This window comes from Roseateles depolymerans (assembly GCF_003387155.1).
In the GTDB taxonomy this organism is placed as follows: domain Bacteria; phylum Pseudomonadota; class Gammaproteobacteria; order Burkholderiales; family Burkholderiaceae_C; genus Roseateles; species Roseateles depolymerans.
The window spans coordinates 510,506-528,345 of record NZ_QUMT01000001.1 but is presented as its reverse complement, the minus strand read 5'-3'; the positions used below and the strand labels follow the sequence as shown (position 1 = coordinate 528,345).

Annotated in this window: 17 protein-coding genes; 12 read left to right on the top strand and 5 right to left on the bottom strand. The window is 68.8% G+C overall.

Annotated features, from left to right (window positions below):
* The first annotated feature begins 40 nt into the window (after positions 1 to 40).
* From DES44_RS02240 to DES44_RS02205, 8 genes are all read left to right on the top strand, one after another.
* Positions 41 to 2,275 (top strand): TonB-dependent hemoglobin/transferrin/lactoferrin family receptor, encoded by a 2,235-nt coding sequence (locus DES44_RS02240; protein ID WP_058936401.1) that lies wholly within the window; start codon positions 41 to 43, stop codon positions 2,273 to 2,275.
* 68 nt (positions 2,276 to 2,343) lie between these two features.
* Entirely contained in the window at positions 2,344 to 3,441 is a 1,098-nt protein-coding gene (locus tag DES44_RS02235) for a hemin-degrading factor (RefSeq protein ID WP_058936402.1), read from the top strand.
* A complete protein-coding gene (locus DES44_RS02230) occupies positions 3,435 to 4,331 on the top strand; it encodes a heme/hemin ABC transporter substrate-binding protein (RefSeq protein ID WP_058936403.1) in 897 nt (298 codons plus the stop codon). Before DES44_RS02235 ends, DES44_RS02230 begins: the two co-directional genes overlap by 7 nt.
* A gap of 107 nt (positions 4,332 to 4,438) precedes the next feature.
* A complete protein-coding gene (locus tag DES44_RS02225) occupies positions 4,439 to 5,512 on the top strand; it encodes a FecCD family ABC transporter permease (RefSeq protein ID WP_058936404.1) in 1,074 nt (357 codons plus the stop codon).
* Positions 5,461 to 6,306 (top strand): ATP-binding cassette domain-containing protein, encoded by an 846-nt coding sequence (locus DES44_RS02220; RefSeq protein ID WP_232309831.1) that lies wholly within the window; start codon positions 5,461 to 5,463, stop codon positions 6,304 to 6,306. Before DES44_RS02225 ends, DES44_RS02220 begins: the two co-directional genes overlap by 52 nt.
* Complete coding sequence (locus tag DES44_RS02215) at positions 6,303 to 7,418, top strand: energy transducer TonB (RefSeq protein WP_116001268.1); 1,116 nt, start codon at positions 6,303 to 6,305, stop codon at positions 7,416 to 7,418. Before DES44_RS02220 ends, DES44_RS02215 begins: the two co-directional genes overlap by 4 nt.
* 31 nt (positions 7,419 to 7,449) lie before the next feature.
* Positions 7,450 to 8,820 carry a DUF2325 domain-containing protein gene (locus tag DES44_RS02210; protein ID WP_058936408.1) on the top strand — a complete coding sequence of 457 codons (1,371 nt, stop codon included), beginning with the start codon at positions 7,450 to 7,452 and terminating at the stop codon, positions 8,818 to 8,820.
* An 88-nt stretch (positions 8,821 to 8,908) separates the two neighbouring features.
* Positions 8,909 to 9,391 carry a GreA/GreB family elongation factor gene (locus DES44_RS02205; protein WP_058936409.1) on the top strand — a complete coding sequence of 161 codons (483 nt, stop codon included), beginning with the start codon at positions 8,909 to 8,911 and terminating at the stop codon, positions 9,389 to 9,391.
* Between the two features lie 13 nt (positions 9,392 to 9,404).
* Here DES44_RS02205 and DES44_RS02200 read toward each other — a convergent pair whose 3' ends face one another.
* Positions 9,405 to 10,433: a YihY/virulence factor BrkB family protein gene (locus tag DES44_RS02200; RefSeq protein WP_083525818.1), complete on the bottom strand. Its 1,029-nt coding sequence runs from the start codon at positions 10,431 to 10,433 to the stop codon at positions 9,405 to 9,407.
* Positions 10,434 to 10,566: 133 nt separating this feature from the next.
* Here DES44_RS02200 and DES44_RS02195 point away from each other — a divergent pair, with 133 nt between their 5' ends.
* The 4 genes from DES44_RS02195 (at position 10,567) to DES44_RS02180 (ending at position 14,769) form a co-directional block, all read left to right on the top strand.
* Entirely contained in the window at positions 10,567 to 10,932 is a 366-nt protein-coding gene (locus tag DES44_RS02195) for a VOC family protein (protein ID WP_058936410.1), read from the top strand.
* Positions 10,933 to 10,980: 48 nt separating this feature from the next.
* Positions 10,981 to 11,235, top strand: a complete 255-nt coding sequence (locus tag DES44_RS02190; RefSeq protein WP_058936411.1) for a helix-turn-helix domain-containing protein — start codon at positions 10,981 to 10,983, stop codon at positions 11,233 to 11,235.
* 30 nt (positions 11,236 to 11,265) lie between these two features.
* Positions 11,266 to 13,461, top strand: a complete 2,196-nt coding sequence (locus DES44_RS02185; protein WP_058936412.1) for a hybrid sensor histidine kinase/response regulator — start codon at positions 11,266 to 11,268, stop codon at positions 13,459 to 13,461.
* A 495-nt stretch (positions 13,462 to 13,956) separates the two neighbouring features.
* Positions 13,957 to 14,769, top strand: a complete 813-nt coding sequence (locus tag DES44_RS02180; RefSeq protein ID WP_058937573.1) for a CsgG/HfaB family protein — start codon at positions 13,957 to 13,959, stop codon at positions 14,767 to 14,769.
* A gap of 6 nt (positions 14,770 to 14,775) precedes the next feature.
* On the opposite strand, the gene DES44_RS02175 is transcribed toward DES44_RS02180, so the two are convergent.
* From DES44_RS02175 to DES44_RS02160, 4 genes are read right to left on the bottom strand one after another with little or no spacing between them, the layout of a single operon-like run.
* A complete protein-coding gene (locus DES44_RS02175) occupies positions 14,776 to 15,738 on the bottom strand; it encodes a ChaN family lipoprotein (protein ID WP_083525819.1) in 963 nt (320 codons plus the stop codon).
* Positions 15,739 to 15,741: 3 nt separating this feature from the next.
* Positions 15,742 to 16,812: a S49 family peptidase gene (locus DES44_RS02170; protein WP_083525820.1), complete on the bottom strand. Its 1,071-nt coding sequence runs from the start codon at positions 16,810 to 16,812 to the stop codon at positions 15,742 to 15,744.
* On the bottom strand, positions 16,813 to 17,187 hold the full coding sequence (locus tag DES44_RS02165) for a Rieske (2Fe-2S) protein (RefSeq protein WP_058936414.1): 375 nt from the start codon (positions 17,185 to 17,187) through the stop codon (positions 16,813 to 16,815).
* Positions 17,180 to 17,836 (bottom strand): HAD family hydrolase, encoded by a 657-nt coding sequence (locus DES44_RS02160; protein WP_058936415.1) that lies wholly within the window; start codon positions 17,834 to 17,836, stop codon positions 17,180 to 17,182. Before DES44_RS02160 ends, DES44_RS02165 begins: the two co-directional genes overlap by 8 nt.
* Positions 17,837 to 17,840: the final 4 nt, after the last annotated feature.

Genomic DNA, 17,840 nt, shown 5'->3' with positions numbered 1-17,840 from the left:
TCGCGCCAGCCCGTGCGAGTTCCTCCAGGACCTCAGCACCATGTCTCTGCGCCAGACGCCTGTCGCGCTTGCCCTTTCCGTCGCTCTTCCGTTCGCCTTCGCGCAGACCGCACCGAGCGCGCGCTCCGACGACTCCAGGAGCCCCGCTGCGACCCCGACGCCCGCCTCCGCGAGCACACCGCCTGCCCAGCCGCTCGGCGATGTCACCGTCAGCGCCACCCGCACCGAGCGCGCGACCGCCTCCGTTCCCAACACCGTCACCGTCATCACCCGCAAGGACCTGGACCGCCGCGACGCCCGCGACCTCAAGGACCTGCTAAGCGACGAAGTCGATCTCTCCGTCAAGGCCATGACGCCGCGCTTCACCGCGGCAGGGGCCTCGACCGGCCGTGCCGGCAACGAAGGCATCAACATCCGCGGCCTTGAGGGCAATCAGGTGCTGATGATGGTGGACGGCATCCGCGTTCCGCAGAGCTTTGCGTTTGGCCCCTTCGCCAGCGGCCGTGCGGACTTCGTGGATCTGGACAGCCTCTCCACCGCCGAAGTGCTGCGCGGCCCGGCGTCCACCAGCTACGGCAGCGATGGCCTGGCCGGCGCTCTCGTCATGCGCACCCTGTCCCCCGAAGATCTGCTCAAGGACGGGAAGACCTTCGCCGGCTACACCAAGCTGGGTCTCCAGACGGTCGACCGCTCCAAGACCGCCAGCGCCGCCGTGGCTCTGCGCAGCGGCGACTGGTCCAGCCTGATCCAGGCGTCGATCCGCCGCGGCCACGAGACCCGGAACCAGGGCGACAACGACGCCTCCAACAGCACCCGCACCGCCCCCAACCCGACCGACATCGACACCCACAACGTCCTGGCCAAGCTGGCCTACCGCGTGAATGCGGCCCACCAGCTCACCGGCACCGTGGAAGTGCGGGAGCGCAAGATCGACACCGACGTGCTCACCGGTGTCTCCGTGCCCACCGCCACGCCGGCCTCCACCGCCGTCATCGGCCTGACCGCCAACGACCGCATGGACCGCAGGCGCGTCTCGCTGGAGCATCGGTACGAAGACCTCAATGCCACGTGGATCCAGCAAGCCACCACCCACGTCTATGTGCAGGACAGCAAGACCGAGCAGTTCTCCGCCGAAGACCGCTACACCGCCGCCGACCGCACCCGCTACACCCGGTACGAGGAGCACCTGATCGGCCTGAGCTCGCAGGCGCAGACACAGTGGAACGAGCACCGCCTGAGCTACGGTGTGGACGTCAGCCGCAACACCATCGAAGCGACGCGGGACGGCACGGTGCCGCCGGCGGGAGAGACCTTCCCCAGCCGCCCCTTCCCCAAGACCCGCTACCAACTGGCCGGCGCCTTCCTGCAGGATGAGATCGAGCTGGGCACGGTCTCGCTGATCCCCGCCCTGCGCTTCGAGCACTACCAGCTCACGCCCAGCACCGACGACTACACCGGCACCGCGGTGAAGCTCTCCGACCGCGCCGTCACGCCGCGGCTGGGGGCCGTCTGGCGAGCCACCGACTGGCTGCAGCCGTATGTTCAATGGTCACAAGGCTTTCGCGCGCCGACGCCGGACCAGGTCAACAACGCCTTCGCCAATCCGCTCTACGGTTATTCCAGCATCGGCAATCCCGACCTAAAGCCGGAGCACGCCAACAGCTGGGAACTGGGCGTACGCGGCCAGTGGGGCAGCACGGTCCGCTGGCAGCTCAGCGCCTACGACAACCGCTACCGTGATTTCATCAGCCAGCAGGTGGTGAGCGGATCACTGGCCACCGCCAACCTCGTCTACCAATACATCAACCTGAGCCAGGCCCGCATCAAGGGCGTGGAAGCACGGGCGGTGTGGGACGTGGCACCGGGCCTGTCCCTGCAGGCCGCCGTGGCCCATGCCGAGGGGCACAGCACCGTGGACGGCGTGCAAGCGCCTCTCAACACGGTCCAACCGCTGCGTGCCACGCTGAAGGCGCGTTACGAGCGCGATGACTGGTCCGGCTGGGCCAGCCTGCAGCACAGCAACCGCAAGAAGGCGTCCGACATCAGCAGCGGCACCACGCCCTTCTACGCGCCGGGGGCCTACGACGTCGTGGACCTGGGCGGCGCCTACCGCTTCAACAAGACGCTGAGCCTGTCCGCCGCCGTCACCAACCTGTTCGACCGCAAGTACTGGCGCTGGAGCGACGTCACCGGTGTGACGGCCAACAGCACCGTGCTGGACAGCTACACCGCGCCGGGCCGAGCGCTGCAGTTGTCCCTGCGGGCGGACTTCTGACCGATGCCGATGCCGATGCCCCATGCCCATGCTCACGCCCGATGCCCATGACCGCCAAGGAGCCTCTTATGCATGATGCCCGCTACACCGCCCTGCGCCAGGCCTTTGCCCACGCACGCCACGACCGCCGCGCCCGCCACCGCGACATCGCGCAGGCCCTGCACATCTCCGAAGGAGAACTGCTGGCCGCCCACCTGGGTTCGTTCACCACCGACGAGTCCCCGCTGACGGCGATTCGCCTGCGCCCCGACTGGCAGGACCTGATCGAGTCCCTGGAGCCCCTGGGCACGGTCATGGCGCTCACCCGCAACGAGGCCTGCGTGCACGAGAAGGTCGGCGTCTACCGTCAGGTCAGTGCCTTCGGTCCCCAGCGCCAGACCGGCCTGGTGCTGGGTGGTGAGATTGACCTTCGCCTTTTCTACCAGCACTGGCAGCACGGCTTTGCCGTCACCGAACGGCTGGCCGACGGCGCCCTGCAACGCAGCCTGCAATTCTTCGATGCCGCCGGCGTGGCCTTGCATAAGGTCTTCCTCAAACCTGAGAGTGACCGCGCTGCCTACGAGGCGCTGGTGGCCCGCTTCCAGTCGGGCGACCAGTCCCCAGGCCTGACCGTGGGGGAAGCCTGGCAAGCGCCGGCGGAGCGTCCCGACCAGGACATCGATGTCGCCGCCTTCCACGCCGAATGGGCTGATCTGCGCGACACGCACGACTTCTTCAGCCTGCTCAAGCGCCACGGCCTCAGTCGCACGCAGGCATTGCGGCTGGCGCAAGCTCGATTCGTCCAGCCGCTTCCCCTGTCCAGCGCCCAGGACCTGCTCAGCCGCGCCGCCCAACAAGGCATCTCGATCATGGTGTTTGTGGGCAACCCCGGCATCATCCAGATCCACAGCGGCCCCATCCAGAAGGTCGTGATGATGGGCCCGTGGATCAACGTGCTGGATCCGGGCTTCAACCTGCACCTGCGTGAGGACCATATCGCCACGGCCTGGCTGGTGCGCAAGCCCACGGTCGATGGGCTGGTCTGCTCGATGGAACTGTTCGACGCACAGGGCCGCACGGTGGCGATGCTCTTTGGCGAACGCAAGCCCGGCCAGGCGGAGCGATGCGACTGGCGCCAATTGCTGGAAAGCATGGCGGAAGGATCGACGGAGGCCACGCCATGCTGACCCGTCGTCACTGGCTGGCCACCGTGCCCGCGGTGGCCGCCTCCCAGGCGCTGGTCAGCATCCCGCTGCTGGGCCTGCACCGCAGCGCGGCCGCTGCGGCGCCCCGCGTGATCAGCGTCGGTGGGGCGCTCACCGAGCTGATCTACGCCATGGGCGCTCAAGCCGATCTGGTGGGCGTGGACAGCACCTCGCTGTTCCCGGCCGAGGCCACGCGCCTGCCCAACGTGGGCTACGCCCGAACCCTGGCCGCAGAGGGACTGCTGTCGCTCGCCCCGACGATGATCGTGGCCACCGAGGAAGCCGGTCCGCCCGCCGTGCTGAACCAGCTGCAGTCCGCGCGCATTCCCCTGCATGTGCTGCGCGCAGACCACCGTTTCGAAGGCGTGGTGGATCGCACCCGCAGACTCGGTGAGCTGATGGACCGCCCTGCACAGGCCAGGGCCTTGATCGACGGCCTTCAGCAGGCCTGGGCGCAGACGCAGCAGACCGTCAGCCGCGTCAGCGCCGGTCACCGCCCGCCGCGCGTGCTGTTTGTGCTGTCCAACGCCGGCAACCAGGCCCGCATCTCCGGTCGCGCAACGGCGGCCGACGCCATGATCCGGTATGCCGGCGCGGTGAATGCGCTGGGCGAGGTGCAGGGCTACCAGGCGCTGTCCCCGGAAGCAGCCATCGCTGCGGCGCCGGACGTGATCCTGGCGACCTCCCAAGGAGTGGAGGCCGTCGGCGGTGCCGATGCACTGCTGCGGCTGCCGGGCCTGGCGCAGACCCCCGCGGCGCGGCAACGACGTGTCGTGAGCCTGGAAACCATGGAAATGCTGGGCTTTGGCCCGCGGCTGCCGCAGGCGCTGGCCAAGCTGGCCACGGCGCTGCACGCCGGTGCGATGGGCTGACCCTCGGGCCGTCACCGTCACGCAATGACCACAACGTTCTGCCATCACGTTCCGGCATCACGCGCTGACCGTCAAGCCCCTGCCGACGCGATCTGACCGCCATCCCCATGACCACTCTGGACCCGCCTCTGCCTGGCCGCCTGGCCCTCCCCGATCGTCGCCGTGCATGGCCTCGCTCGGCACTGCTGATGGCCGCCCTCGCGCTGGCCACTCTCACGGCGGTGCACCTCGGCGCCGTGTCCATCGCTGCCTCGGACTGGCTGGCCGGCCCCTGGCAGGGCGACGTCTCGGGCGCTGGCGCGCACGTCCTGTGGCAGCTCCGGCTGCCGCGGGTGGTGCTGACCCTCAGCGTGGGTGCGGCGCTCGGTCTGGCGGGCACGCTCTGCCAGGCGCTGTTCCGCAATCCGATGGCCGAGCCGGGGCTGCTGGGCGTCACCAGTGGCGCGGCGGCTGCCGTGGCGCTGACCCTGACGGTGTTTTCCAGCCTGCATCTGGCCTTGCCGGCCGCTGCACGTCTGTGGGTGACGCCGACGGTGGGTTTCCTCGGCGCGCTCCTGGTGTGCGTGGCCCTGCAACGGCTGTCCCGCTGGCTGGCGCCGGGCTCCATTGCAGCACTGCTGCTGTGTGGGCTGGCCTTGCAGGCCATGACCTTCGCGCTGGTGGGCCTGTGCAGTTTCATGGCCAATGACGACCAGCTTCGCGCCATCAACTTCTGGACGCTGGGCTCTCTGGCCGGCGCCACCTGGACCATGGCTGCCGTGATGATGCTGGCGCTGGTCCTGCTGGGACTGTGCGCCCACGCCCTGGCCCCCAGGCTCAATGCGCTGGCGCTGGGCGAGGCCGCGGCGGCGCATGTGGGCATCGACGTGGACCGGCTGCGGCGCGCTACCGTCGCCATCGTGGCCCTGCTGGCCTCGCTGTCGGTGGCCTGGTGCGGCAGCATCGGCTTCATCGGACTGATGGCCCCTCACCTGGCCCGGCAGCTGGTGGGCGCCGACCTGCGCCGCATGCTGCCCACCGCCATGATGTCGGGCGCGCTGCTGCTGCTGATCGCGGACACACTGGCCCGCACGCTGGCGGTGCCGGCGGAGATCCCCGTGGGCGTGTTCAGCGCGCTGATCGGGGCCCCATGGTTCCTGGTGTTGCTGCGCAGCGCCGTGCGGCGGATGGGGAGCGCATGATGCTGGTGCTGCGCCAGGTCGGTCTCCAGTTGGGCCGCTTGCGCCTGGGCCCGGTCCACCTGCGGCTGGACGCTGGCGAGCGGGTGGCCATCCTCGGCCCCAGCGGTGCTGGCAAGTCCACGCTGCTGCGCTTGATCGCCCGCGAGCTGCCACCGACCCAGGGCGAGGTGCTGCTGGACCGTCGCCCCCTCGCCCAATGGTCGGCCGCGGACCTGGCCCGTCGCCGTGCGGTGCTGCCCCAGCAACATGGCGTGGCGTTTGGCCTGCCGGTGGAGCTGGTGGTGGCGCTGGGTCGCGTCGCGCGTCAGCAGGATCCGGCGCAGGAGCGCATCGTTCAGGAGGCGCTGGTGCAGGCGCAGGCGGATCATCTGCGCGGTCGCCGCTTCGACACCTTGTCCGGCGGCGAGCAGGCTCGCGTGCAACTGGCGCGCGTGCTGGCGCAGGCCTGGGACGAGCGCGAGGGCCTGCTGCTGGTGGACGAGCCCCTGGCGGCCATGGACCCGGGCCTGACCCTCTCCCTGATGCAGGCACTTCGACACTTCGCCGAGCAGCGCGGACATGCGTTGGTCGCGGTGCTGCACGACCTGAACCTGGCGATGAACCACTTCGATCGCTTGTGGATGGTCAAGGACGGGCAGCTGATGGCCGACTGCGATGCGCTCCCCTCCACGCTGCCGCTGCTGGAGCAGCTCTATGGCACTCGGCTGCGGATGCTCCAGGATGAATGGGGCATCGCGGTGCTGCCGGTCATGGCGCAGCAGACAACGCGCTCGAGGACGGAGGCCTGCCGATGAGCGTGCTTCGCTTCGGCGAGGGTCTGCCGCAGCATCGGCATAAGCGGCGCATGGACGAGGCTCGGGCGCAACAACGGCCGGAGCGGCGCTTGGACGAGGCTCTGGAACAGCATCGGTCCGCGCAGCACGTGCAGCACGTGCAGGACGTGCAGGACGCACAGGACGCGCTGCGCGAGAGCGTGCGTTGGCCCAGCCGCCATCACCGCCGTGACCCGGCCGATGAAGCCCCCCGCAGCTCACTGCGGGACTGGCCCGTCATGCGGCCCTCGTGGCCGAAGCGCCGTATCACGAGCGGATGGGCTGCCGCCGCGCTGACCCTGCATGGGCTGCTGCTGTCGGCACTGTTGGCCACACGTCCGTTGACGGTTGCGCCGCCCCACCCATCGCTCCCTTCCTTGTCGTTGGGTGTGGTGAATGTGCGGCTGCTGCCGGCCCCATCGATGTCCCTGGCTGCATCGCATCAAACGGCGCTTCCTTCGATGCCGTATCCGCCCGCCCCCCATGCCGTGCCCCCGCCACCGATGCCGCTGCCCATCCCGGCTGTGATCCTCGCGGCATCCAACGAATCGCTGTCCCCGGCGCCACCTGCAACGAAGACAGAGGCAGCGGACAGGGCCCATGCGTCCGACGTCCCCTCGCCGGTATCGACCGACCGGTCCATCGCCCCAGCGCTTGGACCGACGCAAACGCCACTTCAATCGCCCACATCGCCGCAGGTACCCATGCAAGCACTGTCGCAGCGGCAGGACTTGATCAACCCCGGCGCGCCACGCACCACCACCGACCGCTCGCCACCCACCCCATCCTCCGATCAGCCCGCTTCATTCCCCGCGAGTCACCAGTCCTGCCAGGACACCCAGACGACCCGCTACTACCCGGCGCTGCTTCGTGAACGCGGAGTCCAGGGTCAGGTGCGGCTGCGGGTCAAGGTGGACGAGCACGGCCGTGCGGCGGAGGTGCTGGTCGCCAGTGGCAGCGGCTTCCGGCTGCTGGACGACGCGGCCCGGCGCGTGGCCGAGTCCTGCCCGTACGTCCCTGCGCGCCGAGGGGACCAGCCTGTGGCGAGCTGGATCGAATACGCGGTCCGGTTTGCACTGTCGCCGCACCCATGACCCATCGCCCGATTGAGAAGGAGTCCGTCCCATGTGCGACAAAACCACCCTGTTCAGCCGCCTGCCCCTGGCGGAACCCTTGCCTGCGTCTTCCGGATTCGACGCGGCCGGACGCCAGCTCGGCGGCTTGCCGCTCCAGTCGCCGCTCAAGAAGTCGAACGGACCGGATGCCAGCCCGGCCGACCTGCCGTCTGCGCGCGGCTCACGCCGCCGTCGGCTCTGGGAGTTGCCCACCCAGTCCTTGTGCCCCGTCATCGGGGTCTGCCTGCCGATGCAGGTGCTGCGTCGGCGGCTGGGCAAGGTCCTGGGCGGACATGCGCAGGGCAATGACTATGAGCTGCACTGCGGCGCCATCAATGAATGCGGCCATCGCGGCACGGTCTCCGAAGCGCTGCAGAAGGAACTGGACCAGCGTTATGCGATTGCGCTGAAGCAGTCCGCCCAGCACAAGACGCCGGAGGCACTGGGCCGGTTCTGGACGGCAGCGCAGGACGGCAATGACGTGGCCGGGGCGCTGTGGGCCACGCTCACCCACGCACGCTGTGACGCCGCCCTGCAGGAGCAGGTCCTGCGGGACATCCACATGCTGCAGCATCAGGTCGGCGCCGCGAACCGGGCGGACCTCCAGCGCATGGACGCGCTGGAGGACGAGAACGCCGTGCTGGGCCGCGAGCTGGCGCTGGCCCAGTCACGCAGCACCCGTCTGCTGGCGGAGCGGGCGCAGCAACTGGAGACCAGCCAGGCGGAATGCCTGCGCCTGCGGGGCGAGTTGATGGGCCGGGACATGCTGCTGGCGGGCCTGCGGGACGAGATGCAGCAGCTGGAGGAGAGCGTGCCGGGACTGAAGAGCCGGCATGAGCAGGCCAAACAGCTGCAGCATCAGCAGGAGCGCATCCACCACCTGGAGCGGGCCCTGCTGGCGGCGCAGCAAACGGCGGAACGTGAGCAGCGCCGCGCGATGGAGTTGCAGCGGCAGGTCGACACGCTGCAGAGCCGGCTGGAAGCGCCGACGGCCGACCTGGCACCGGCCGCCGAGCCGTCCCTGCCGGCGCTGGACGAGCGGGCGGTCCTGTGTGTCGGCGGGCGTCCTGCCGTGGTGCCGATCTACCGGCAGCTGATCGAACGCACCGGCGGCCGCTTCCTGCATCATGACGGCGGGGAGGAAGACGCCGTGGCCAAGCTAGACGCCAGCCTGGCAGCCGCCGACCTGGTGATCTGCCAGACCGGATGCATCAGCCACGATGCCTATTGGCGGGTGAAGGACCACTGCAAGCGGCATGGCAAGAAGTGTGTGTACATCGAGTCCCCGAGCGCCAGCGGTCTTCGACGGGCCCTGTGCACGCTGAGCGATGCGGGCTCGGCGCAGGCCGACGAGGACGCGAGACCGATCACCAGGGAATGACGCAGCTACCGAGGCGGACTGAATGCGCCAGGCGCCACCATTGATAATCCGGGCATGCCCTGTCCTGCGCCGGATACCGCCTCTCACCATGGATAAAGTCTTGCTCCAGCAGTTGGTGCTGGACCGCCTCGCCGACGATCTTCGACACACGGAACAGGCCGCGCGAGTTGCCCATGAAACCGCCACGCACGAAGAGAACATCGCGGAAAACAAGTACGACACCCTGGGGCTGGAAGCGTCCTATCTCGCCACCGGCCAGGCGCGACGGGCCGAGGCGATCCGTCAGGCCATGACGCAATGGCGGTCATTCCGCCCTCGTGCCTTCGAGCCCGGCCAGGACATCCAGATCGGCGCCCTGGTCTGCCTGGTCGATGCCAACGACCAGCAGCAACTGCTGTTCCTCGGTCCTGACGGCGGCAGCATGAAGCTGGTCAGCGAAGGTCATGAGGTCCAGGTCATCAGTGGCGACGCTCCATTGGGACGCGCCCTGCTCGGCAAGAGCGAAGGGGATGAAGTCTCCCTTCAGGCCGGGCCGGGTCGGCGCCAATGGGAAGTGTTGTGGATTCACTGAGGGCCATGTCGGCTCAAGGCTGATCCGGCGTTTTGGCGACCACCTCCGGCGGCGGCACCGGCCCGGAGCGCCGGGGCCCCGTCTGCCCTGGGCCGGGCAGGTGTCGACGTGACCCCAGCCGATGCGCATACAGCCAGGTGAATTCCGCACCCACCAGGAACACCTGGGCGGAGTAATAGATCCACACGAAGATCACCGCCACCGATCCAGCCGCGCCGAAACCGCTGGCCACGCCGGTCTTGCCGATATAAAGCCCGATCAGCACCCGCCCGATGGTGAACAGCGCCGCCGTCACCGCCGCGCCCACCCACACATCCGACCACGCCACCTTCACCCGCGGCATGACCTGGTAGATGGCGGCAAACACCGCGGTCGTCATGGCAAATCCCACCGCGGCATTGATCCCCTGCAGCAGCCATTCCCAGCCACCGAACCAGCCGCCCCACCACTTGCCCAGGGCCGACACCACCGCGCCCGTGACCAGCGACACCAGCAGCAGGAAGGCCACGCCCACGATCATGCCGAAGCTGAGCAGGCGCGCCCGCAGCAGGCTCCACAGGCCGCTGCTGCGGGCGCGTACGGGCGCGCGCCAGATGCGATCCAGCGCGTCCTGCAATTCCGCAAACACGGTGGTCGCCCCCACCAGCAGGATGACCACGCCCACCACCGTGCCCAGAATGCCGGTGCTGGGCTTGCTCACATGCGCCAGCATCTCCTGGATGCCCTCGGCGGCCTGCGGGCCCATCAGCCCGTCGATCTGACCGAACAGTTCGCCCCGCACCGCCTCTTCGCCGAACACCAGTCCTGCCAGGGAAATGACGATGACCAGCAGCGGCCCCAGCGAAAACACCGAGTAATAGGACAAGGCGGCGCCCATGCTGGGGGCGTAGTCGTCGATCCAGGCAGAGAGCGCGTCCTTGACCAGCGCCCACCAGGTGCCCGGTGAACGACGGGACCATACGACCGCAGGCGCTGCGGCGGAAGGACCGGACGGGTCGCCCGTTGGCGACGCAGGGGGAAGCTCTGGATGGATCACGGACATGACGGTGGCACCTCGGCAGCGTCCCGCCAGGTGGCAACCGGCGCTCCCACCGTGTGGCGTTCCGGTGACTCGACAAGCCGCCGGGCCGAGCGCACAGTGCCGCATCGTCCCACTCTCGCAGCTCGGAGCATTGATGTTCGACCACGTCAAGTTCGGCGTCCGCGACTACGCGGTCAGCAAGGCCTTTTATCTGAAAGCCCTGGCCCCATTGGGCATTACCGGCGTGCACGAAGCGCATGGCGGCATCGAGATCGTCGGCGAGGGCGACTCGTCCCTGTGCCTGGAGCAGACGGACAAGACACCGGCCCCGCTGCACATCGCCTTCGTGGCCCACAGCCGGGAGACGGTGGACGCCTTCCACCGCGCGGCCCTGGAAGCGGGCGGTCGGGACAATGGCGCACCCGGTTACCGCCCGCGCTATCACGCCGGTTACTATGCCGCGTTTGTCCTCGATCCGGACGGCCACAATATCGAGGCTGTGTTCCATGAACGCGCTTGAATGTCGGCATACGTCATGAGGGCATAAGAACCTTTCAATGCGGATGAGATGGCACAAGGAAAACGAATTTCTGTCGACATCAGCGAAGACGCCCTGAGTGCCATCCGGGCCCTTGGCGCGGCCGCCAAGGCCGCCCGCACGGCGGCCGGAGAGAGTCAGGGCGCAGCCGCCACGCGCCTGGGCGTCCACGTCCAGACCATTGGCCGCATCGAGTCGGGCGAAGCGGGCGTGGCCATCGGCCATGTCTTCGGATTGCTGGCGCTGTACGGTGTCCTGCCGCCCGGCCCGGGCCTTGGGTCCTGACGCGCGTGCAGTCCTCCGGGAGGTTGCTTCATGCTGATTGAAAGGACCTGGCTTCGCTGGCTGACCGCCACCGCGGTGCTGGGTGGGGCCACCTGGCTGAATGTTGTCCTGCAGCCTGCCCTGGACGGGCGAGCGCCCCTGCTGCCCTACTTCCCCGCCCTGGTGGTCGTCGGCCTCACCTGCGGCCTGAGCTCGGCCCTGCTGTTGCTGCTGCTCTCCTGCCTGTGCGTCCTGTACTGGTGGATCAAGCCGATCGGGGCCTTCTGGCCCATCGAATCGCTGGCCGATGCGTTGCTGCTCGTGCTGTTCATCTGTGCGGGCCTGCTGGTCTCGCTCGTGTCGGCCTGGGCCGGCCGCTTGATGGAGAAGGAACGGCTGATCCGACGCCGCCTGAATCTGGCCCTGGCCGCCGGCCGCATGGTCACCTGGGACTGGGATGTCGCCACCGGCTTTGCCACGACCGCCGGCGGCGTGCGCGAACTGTTCGGCACCCGCTGGACCACGATGGACGACATGCTGGCCAACCTGCCTGAGCAGGACGCCCAGAAATTCCTCGAGCGCTACCGCTATGCCGTGACCTCCGGCGGGCGCTTCAGCCTGTCCGCGCCGATGACCCGCCCGGACAACGGCGAGATCGTGTGGGCCCAGATGGACGGCTACGTCACCCTGGACGCGCAGGGACGCGCCGCCCATGCCTACGGCGTCACCGTGGATGTGACGGCGCAGCAGGAGGCGCTGCGGGCCAGCCAGGCTGCCGAGGAGCGTTTCCATCTGGCGCTGCAAAGCGGCAAGGTCATGGCCTGGGAATGCGATCCGCAGGGGCGCTACACCTGGGCCTACAACGTGCCCATGGGCCTTCGGCGGGAGGACCTGATCGGCGCGGAAGTCGGCAGCCTGGTCGGCCAGCCCGAATATGCGCAGATCATTCGGGACGCGGTGGTCACCGGGGACACGGTGAATGTCGCCCAGCATGCGACCCATGCCGGCGGCACCTTCCACCTGCTGACCTCGCTCAAGCCCATCCGGGATGCGGACGGCCAGGTGCGCCGGGTGCTGGGGGCCACCGTGGATGTCTCCGAGCTCACCGCCGCCCAGGAACAGCTGCAGCGCGAAAACCAGCGCAAGGACGCCTTCCTGGCCACGCTGGCGCACGAGCTGCGCAATCCGATGGCGCCCATCCGCTACGCGGTCACCATGCTGCGGCAGGCCCATGGCGATGAGGTGCGACAGCGCGCCGTGGACATCATCGCCCGCCAGTCCGGCCATATGGCGCGCTTGCTGGACGACCTGCTGGACATGAGCCGCATCACGCGCAATGTGATTGAGCTGCAGCGTCAGGTCATCGACCTGCGCAGCGTGGTGCGTCAGGCGCTGGAGGCGGTGGAGCCGCTCTATCACCAGATGAAGCATCAGCTGTCCCTGTCGCTGCCGGCCACGCCGGTGCTGGTGGACGGCGATCCGACGCGGCTGCAGCAGGTGCTGTCCAACCTGCTGGACAACGCCGCCAAGTACTCGCCCGTGCCTGGGGAGGTGCGGGTGGAAGTGGCGGTGGACAACGGTCATGCCAAGGTGACGGTGACCGACACCGGCATCGGCATCGCGCCGGACCAGCAGCCGCAGGTGTTCGAGCTGTTCACCCGCCTGGAGGACAAGGGCAGTGGACCGTCGGGGCTGGGCATCGGCCTGGCCGTCTCTCGCCAACTGGTGCTGCTGCACGGCGGCAGCATCCATGTGGAGAGCGAAGGCGTGGGCCACGGCAGCCGGTTCGTGGTGTGCCTCCCGGTTGCGCAGGCCACGTCCCCGCAGGCCGACGAACGGGATGTGCAGGCCGTCTCCACGACCGCATCGGCAGGGCGTCGCGTGCTGGTCGTGGACGACAACGTCGATGCCGCGGACACCTTGTCCGAGGTGCTGCGTGGGGCCCATTACGACACGGAGGTCGCCTACAGCGGCGAAGACGCGCTGGCGCGCTTCGAGCAGATGCGACCGCGCGCGGTGCTGCTGGACATCGGGCTGCCGGGCCTGTCCGGGCTGGAGGTGGCGCGGCGCATGCGCAGCACGGTCCAGGACACGCCGCTGACGCTGATTGCCATCACCGGCTGGGGCCAGCATGCCGACCGCGAGGCCACGGCCGCCGCCGGCTTCGATGCGCACCTGGTCAAGCCCATTGAATTCGGCGACCTGGAGCAGACGCTGACGCGCCTGCTGCAAGCCGAGCCCGCCTGACGGGGGGACCGTCGGCGGTTCGCGGCGCGCCCGCGTGCCGGGCCCAAGCCTGGTGATGCCCGACCCGCCCTCAGGCGATCGCGCGACGCAGGTTCTCCCGCGCCCGGGCTTCCCATTGGTCCTTCAACGGGGCCAGGCTGTAGAGCGACGGACGGTCCAGGAAATTCTTCAGAATCTGGCGGCGCTTGAAGCGGAAGACGATGCCGGTACAACCCCGCGAGCCGGGTGGTCGGTGTGGCCTCGAAGCTGCCTGCCGCGGTCACATTGGCAACAGATGGTGAACAGCCACCCATCAGTGGGAGTGGGCCCCACTCCTGCTTGCGATAAGGTGCGCGTCGCATCCAGCCTTTGCCGGTGGTTGCCCCCTTCCCTCTCGCTCGGAGTCGCTTCATGACCGATCTGTCCTCGCCGGTGTCCCACGGCTTGATCCTGCCCGCTGGCGCTGCCGTCCCCCGCACACGCGCCTGTGCCGGCCGGGCCGGCCAAGCCAGTCGCATGGCCGGTCTCGCGCTGGCGCTGGCCGGCGCCGCCCTGCTGGCGGCTTGCGGCAAGCAAGGCGCGACCCTGGGTGAAGGCGGCTCGGAGATCAGCGGCTCGGCAGGACCGGCTGGCGCCAACAAGGCCAACCGCGAACTGATGAAGTGCGATGCCCCCGTCGCCACGCTGGCCCTGGTGGAGAACCCCAACGGCTATGTGATGACCGGCGCCAACAACCTGCCCACCACCCCGCTGCCGCTGGTGCGCCTGCTCGCCCAGCAAAGCGGCTGCTTCCGCGTGGTGGACCGCGCCGCAGGTCTGCGTGCCACCATCAAGGAGCAGGAACTCAAGGACGCCGGCATCCTGCGCAAGGAAGGCAGCACCGTGGCCAAGGGCAAGGGCTACGAGGCCCAGTACACCCTCACGCCCAGCCTCACCTTCAGCGAGCAGGACGCCGGCCGTCAGGTAGGCGGCCTGCTGGCAATGATTCCAGGGCTGGCGCGCTTCGTTGGGGCCGCCGAGCATGTCAAGCTGAAGGAAGCGCAGGTGGCCCTGCTGCTGACCGACAACGAAACCACCGAACAGGTGGCCGCCGCCACCGGCTCGGTACGGGTGACCGACCTGGGCATGGGTGGACTGGTGCTGGGCAAGCTCGGCGGCGCTGCCGGCGCGGGCTGGGCCAACAGCAATGAGGCCAAGGTCATCGCCGCAGCTTTCCTGGATGCGCACAACCAGCTCGTGGTCCAGGCCCGTGCGCTGGCGGCCAAGGACCTGCCCGAGCCGGTGCCCACCCGCAAGGTCAAGGCCGCGCCGACTGGCACGGCCTCCTGAGCCCGGTCAGCGCTTGAAGGCGGCGCAAGGGTCTTCGCGCTTGGGCGCGGGGGCCAGCTCGATCCGGTCGTAGGGGACGGTGGCCGAAGCGGCGGACGAAGTGGCGGAAGGGCTCGAAACGATGCCTGCCCGACGCTCCTCAGGCCCATCTGGCTCCAGGTAGCCAATGGACTCGATGTCGGACGCCGCCACACCCGCCGCCTGCAGATACACCGGCACCGCCACGTCGCGGCGCACATGTCCGTTGCCGGCGATGAGCACCACCCGCTTGGCGCCGCCGCTGCGGGCCTGCAGCAGGGCCTGGGCCATGGCCGCGTCCCGCGCCCGCTGCGCGTTCACCATGCCCGGCAGCATCGAGGCGGGCATGGCCCCGCAATGGCCGTCCTGGATGTCGCGCACCAGCGTCTGCTGCTGGTCGTCGGTCCAGGCAGTGCGGTTGCGAAGGGCCAGCAGATCCGACGGCCAGGCCGTGTCGCCTTCCCGCACGATGCGCCTCACCACGTCCCGTTCCAGGTTGCCGCCGCGCAGTCCCGCGCCGTGTTTCACCACCACGTCCAGCACCGGCTGATGGAGCGGCCAGCCCCAGGCCTTCCGGTCGAACTGGCCGGCCTGCAGCACCTGGTCGAGCGTGACCGGCGGTTCGCGCAGCGCTTGCGCCAGGGCGGCGTCCCGGTCCCGGGACATCTGTTCCATGACCACCACCGTGTCCGGCTGCTGGTCCAGCAGGCGCTGCAGCAAGGCAGCCCGCGCCTGGTGATGCGCCGGGTTGTCGTGGACCTCGCCGAGCAGCACGTAGTGGGCGTCGGGACGGACGATGGGAACTGACGGGACCGCTGGGGCGGCGGTGGCCTGCGGTGACGTGGACCCGCCCGCACTGGCACAGGCCGTCAGGACGAGCCACGTGAACGCCGCCGCCATTTTGGCGACGATGACACAAGGGCGAAGAGACACAGACAGGGCAGTGTTCATGACTCACCGGATGCTGGTCATCTCCCGCATCGTCTTCACCGCACCGGCGCCCATGGCGGCGCCGAAGCGCTTGGCCAGGCGTTCCGCCACGTTGTCGCGCGGGGTGTAATCCACCACGTCCTCGGCCTTGATCACTTCCCGGGCCACATAGTCCAGGTTGCCCATGCCATCGGCCAGGCCCAGCTTCACCGCCTGTTCGCCGTTCCAGAACAGACCGGAGAAAGTCTCCGGCGTCTCCTTGAGCCGGTCGCCACGGCCTTCGCGGACCACCTTGATGAACTGCTGATGGATCTGGTCCAGCATGGCCTGCGCATACGCCTGCTGCTTCGGCGAGACGGGAGAGAACGGATCGAGCATGCCCTTGTTCTCTCCAGCGGTCATCAGGCGGCGCTCCACGCCCACCTTCTGCATCAGGCCGGTGAAGCCAAAGCCGTCCATCAGCACGCCGATGGAGCCGACGATGGACGCCTTGTCCACATAGATCTCGTCGGCGCCCGCCGCGATGTAGTAGGCCCCCGACGCACACATCTCCTCGACCACCACGTAGACCTTCTTGTTGTGCAGCGCCTTGAGCCGCCGGATCTCGTCGTTGACGATGCCCGCCTGCACCGGGCTGCCGCCGGGAGAGTTCATGCGCAGCACCACCGCGACCGTGCCCGGGTCTTCAAAGGCATTCTTCAGCGCGGAGACGATCAGTTCGGCACTCGCTTCAGTGTCCGCCGCGATCTCGCCCCGCACTTCCACCAGCGCGGTATGCGGCGCGGCACTGGTGCCGCCGTGATGCCGCTGGGACGCGAACATCCCCCACACCAGCAGCAGGAAGGCGCTGGCCCACAGCAGCCGGAAGAAGATCTTCCAGCGACGCTCACTGCGCCGGTCGCGAAGGTATTCGCTGGCAAACTGCTCCAGCACCTGCTCATACGGACGTGCGGCGGACGCCTGGCCGGCGGTGCCGGCTGTGGACCCTGCCGATGCACGGGCCGACGCACCGGTCGGCGGGGTGCTGAACATGTCCTCCGGTCGCTCGGTGGCGTCCGGAATCGGGTTCGGCAGATCGTTCGGGTTCTGATTCATTCAGTCCTCAAAGGCGGGACGGGTGTCCCGGGAAGGGGTCCAGTAGACCTGTCCGTCGCGTTCCTGGACGTCCAGGCGGGTCAGGCCGATGCGGCCGCACATGCCGGTCACGCAGCGGCCGTCCAGCGGGTGATACACGGCGCCGTGGATGGAGCAGATGATGTAGCGCTTGTCCCGGTCCAGAAACTCGCCTTCCTGCCAGTCCATCTCGGTGGGCACGTGGGCACAGCGGTTGAGGTAGGCCACCACCTGCCCTTCGAAGCGCAGCGCGAAGGCGGTGGCGGACTGCCGGAAATGCAGCACGTCGAAGGTGTGGGCCTTGCCTTTTTCTTCCAGCGCCGCGGAGGCGCACAGCAGCACGTCGGTGTCAGGCATGTTGCAGCAGCCAGGCGTGCAGACTGGCGACATCATGGGCCACCAGCAGCGGGTCGTAGGCGAGCAGGCTGTCGTGTGCATGCGCCCCGTAGGTCACCGCCACGGCGGGACAGCCGGCATTGCGCGCCAGTTCCAGGTCGTGGCTGGTGTCCCCGATCATCAAGGTGCGCTCCGGCTCGGTACCGAACTGGCGCATCAGCTCCAGCAGCATCTGCGGATGCGGCTTGCTGGCGGTCTCGTCGGCGGTGCGGGTGCCGTCGAACAGTCGCTGCATCTCCACGGCTTCCAGGGCCTCGTCCAGGCCGCGGCGGCTCTTGCCGGTGGCCACGGCCAGCCAGTGGTGCCGGTCCTTCAGGTCCTGCAGCATGGCGGGCACCCCGTCGAACAAGGTCACCTCATGGGCCGACGCGAAGTAGTGATGCCGGTAACGCTCACCCAGTTTGGGATAGTGCGCCGGGTCCAGGCCCGGCAGCGCGTGGCGCAGCGCCTCCACCAGCCCCATCCCGATGACATAGCTGGCGCGCTCCCGGCTGGGCGGCTCCAGGCCCAGGTCCACCGCGGCGGCCTGCATCGACTTCACGATCAGGGCCGTGGAGTCGAACAGGGTGCCGTCCCAGTCGAAGACGATCAGGTCAAAACGTTGTGGCATGGGT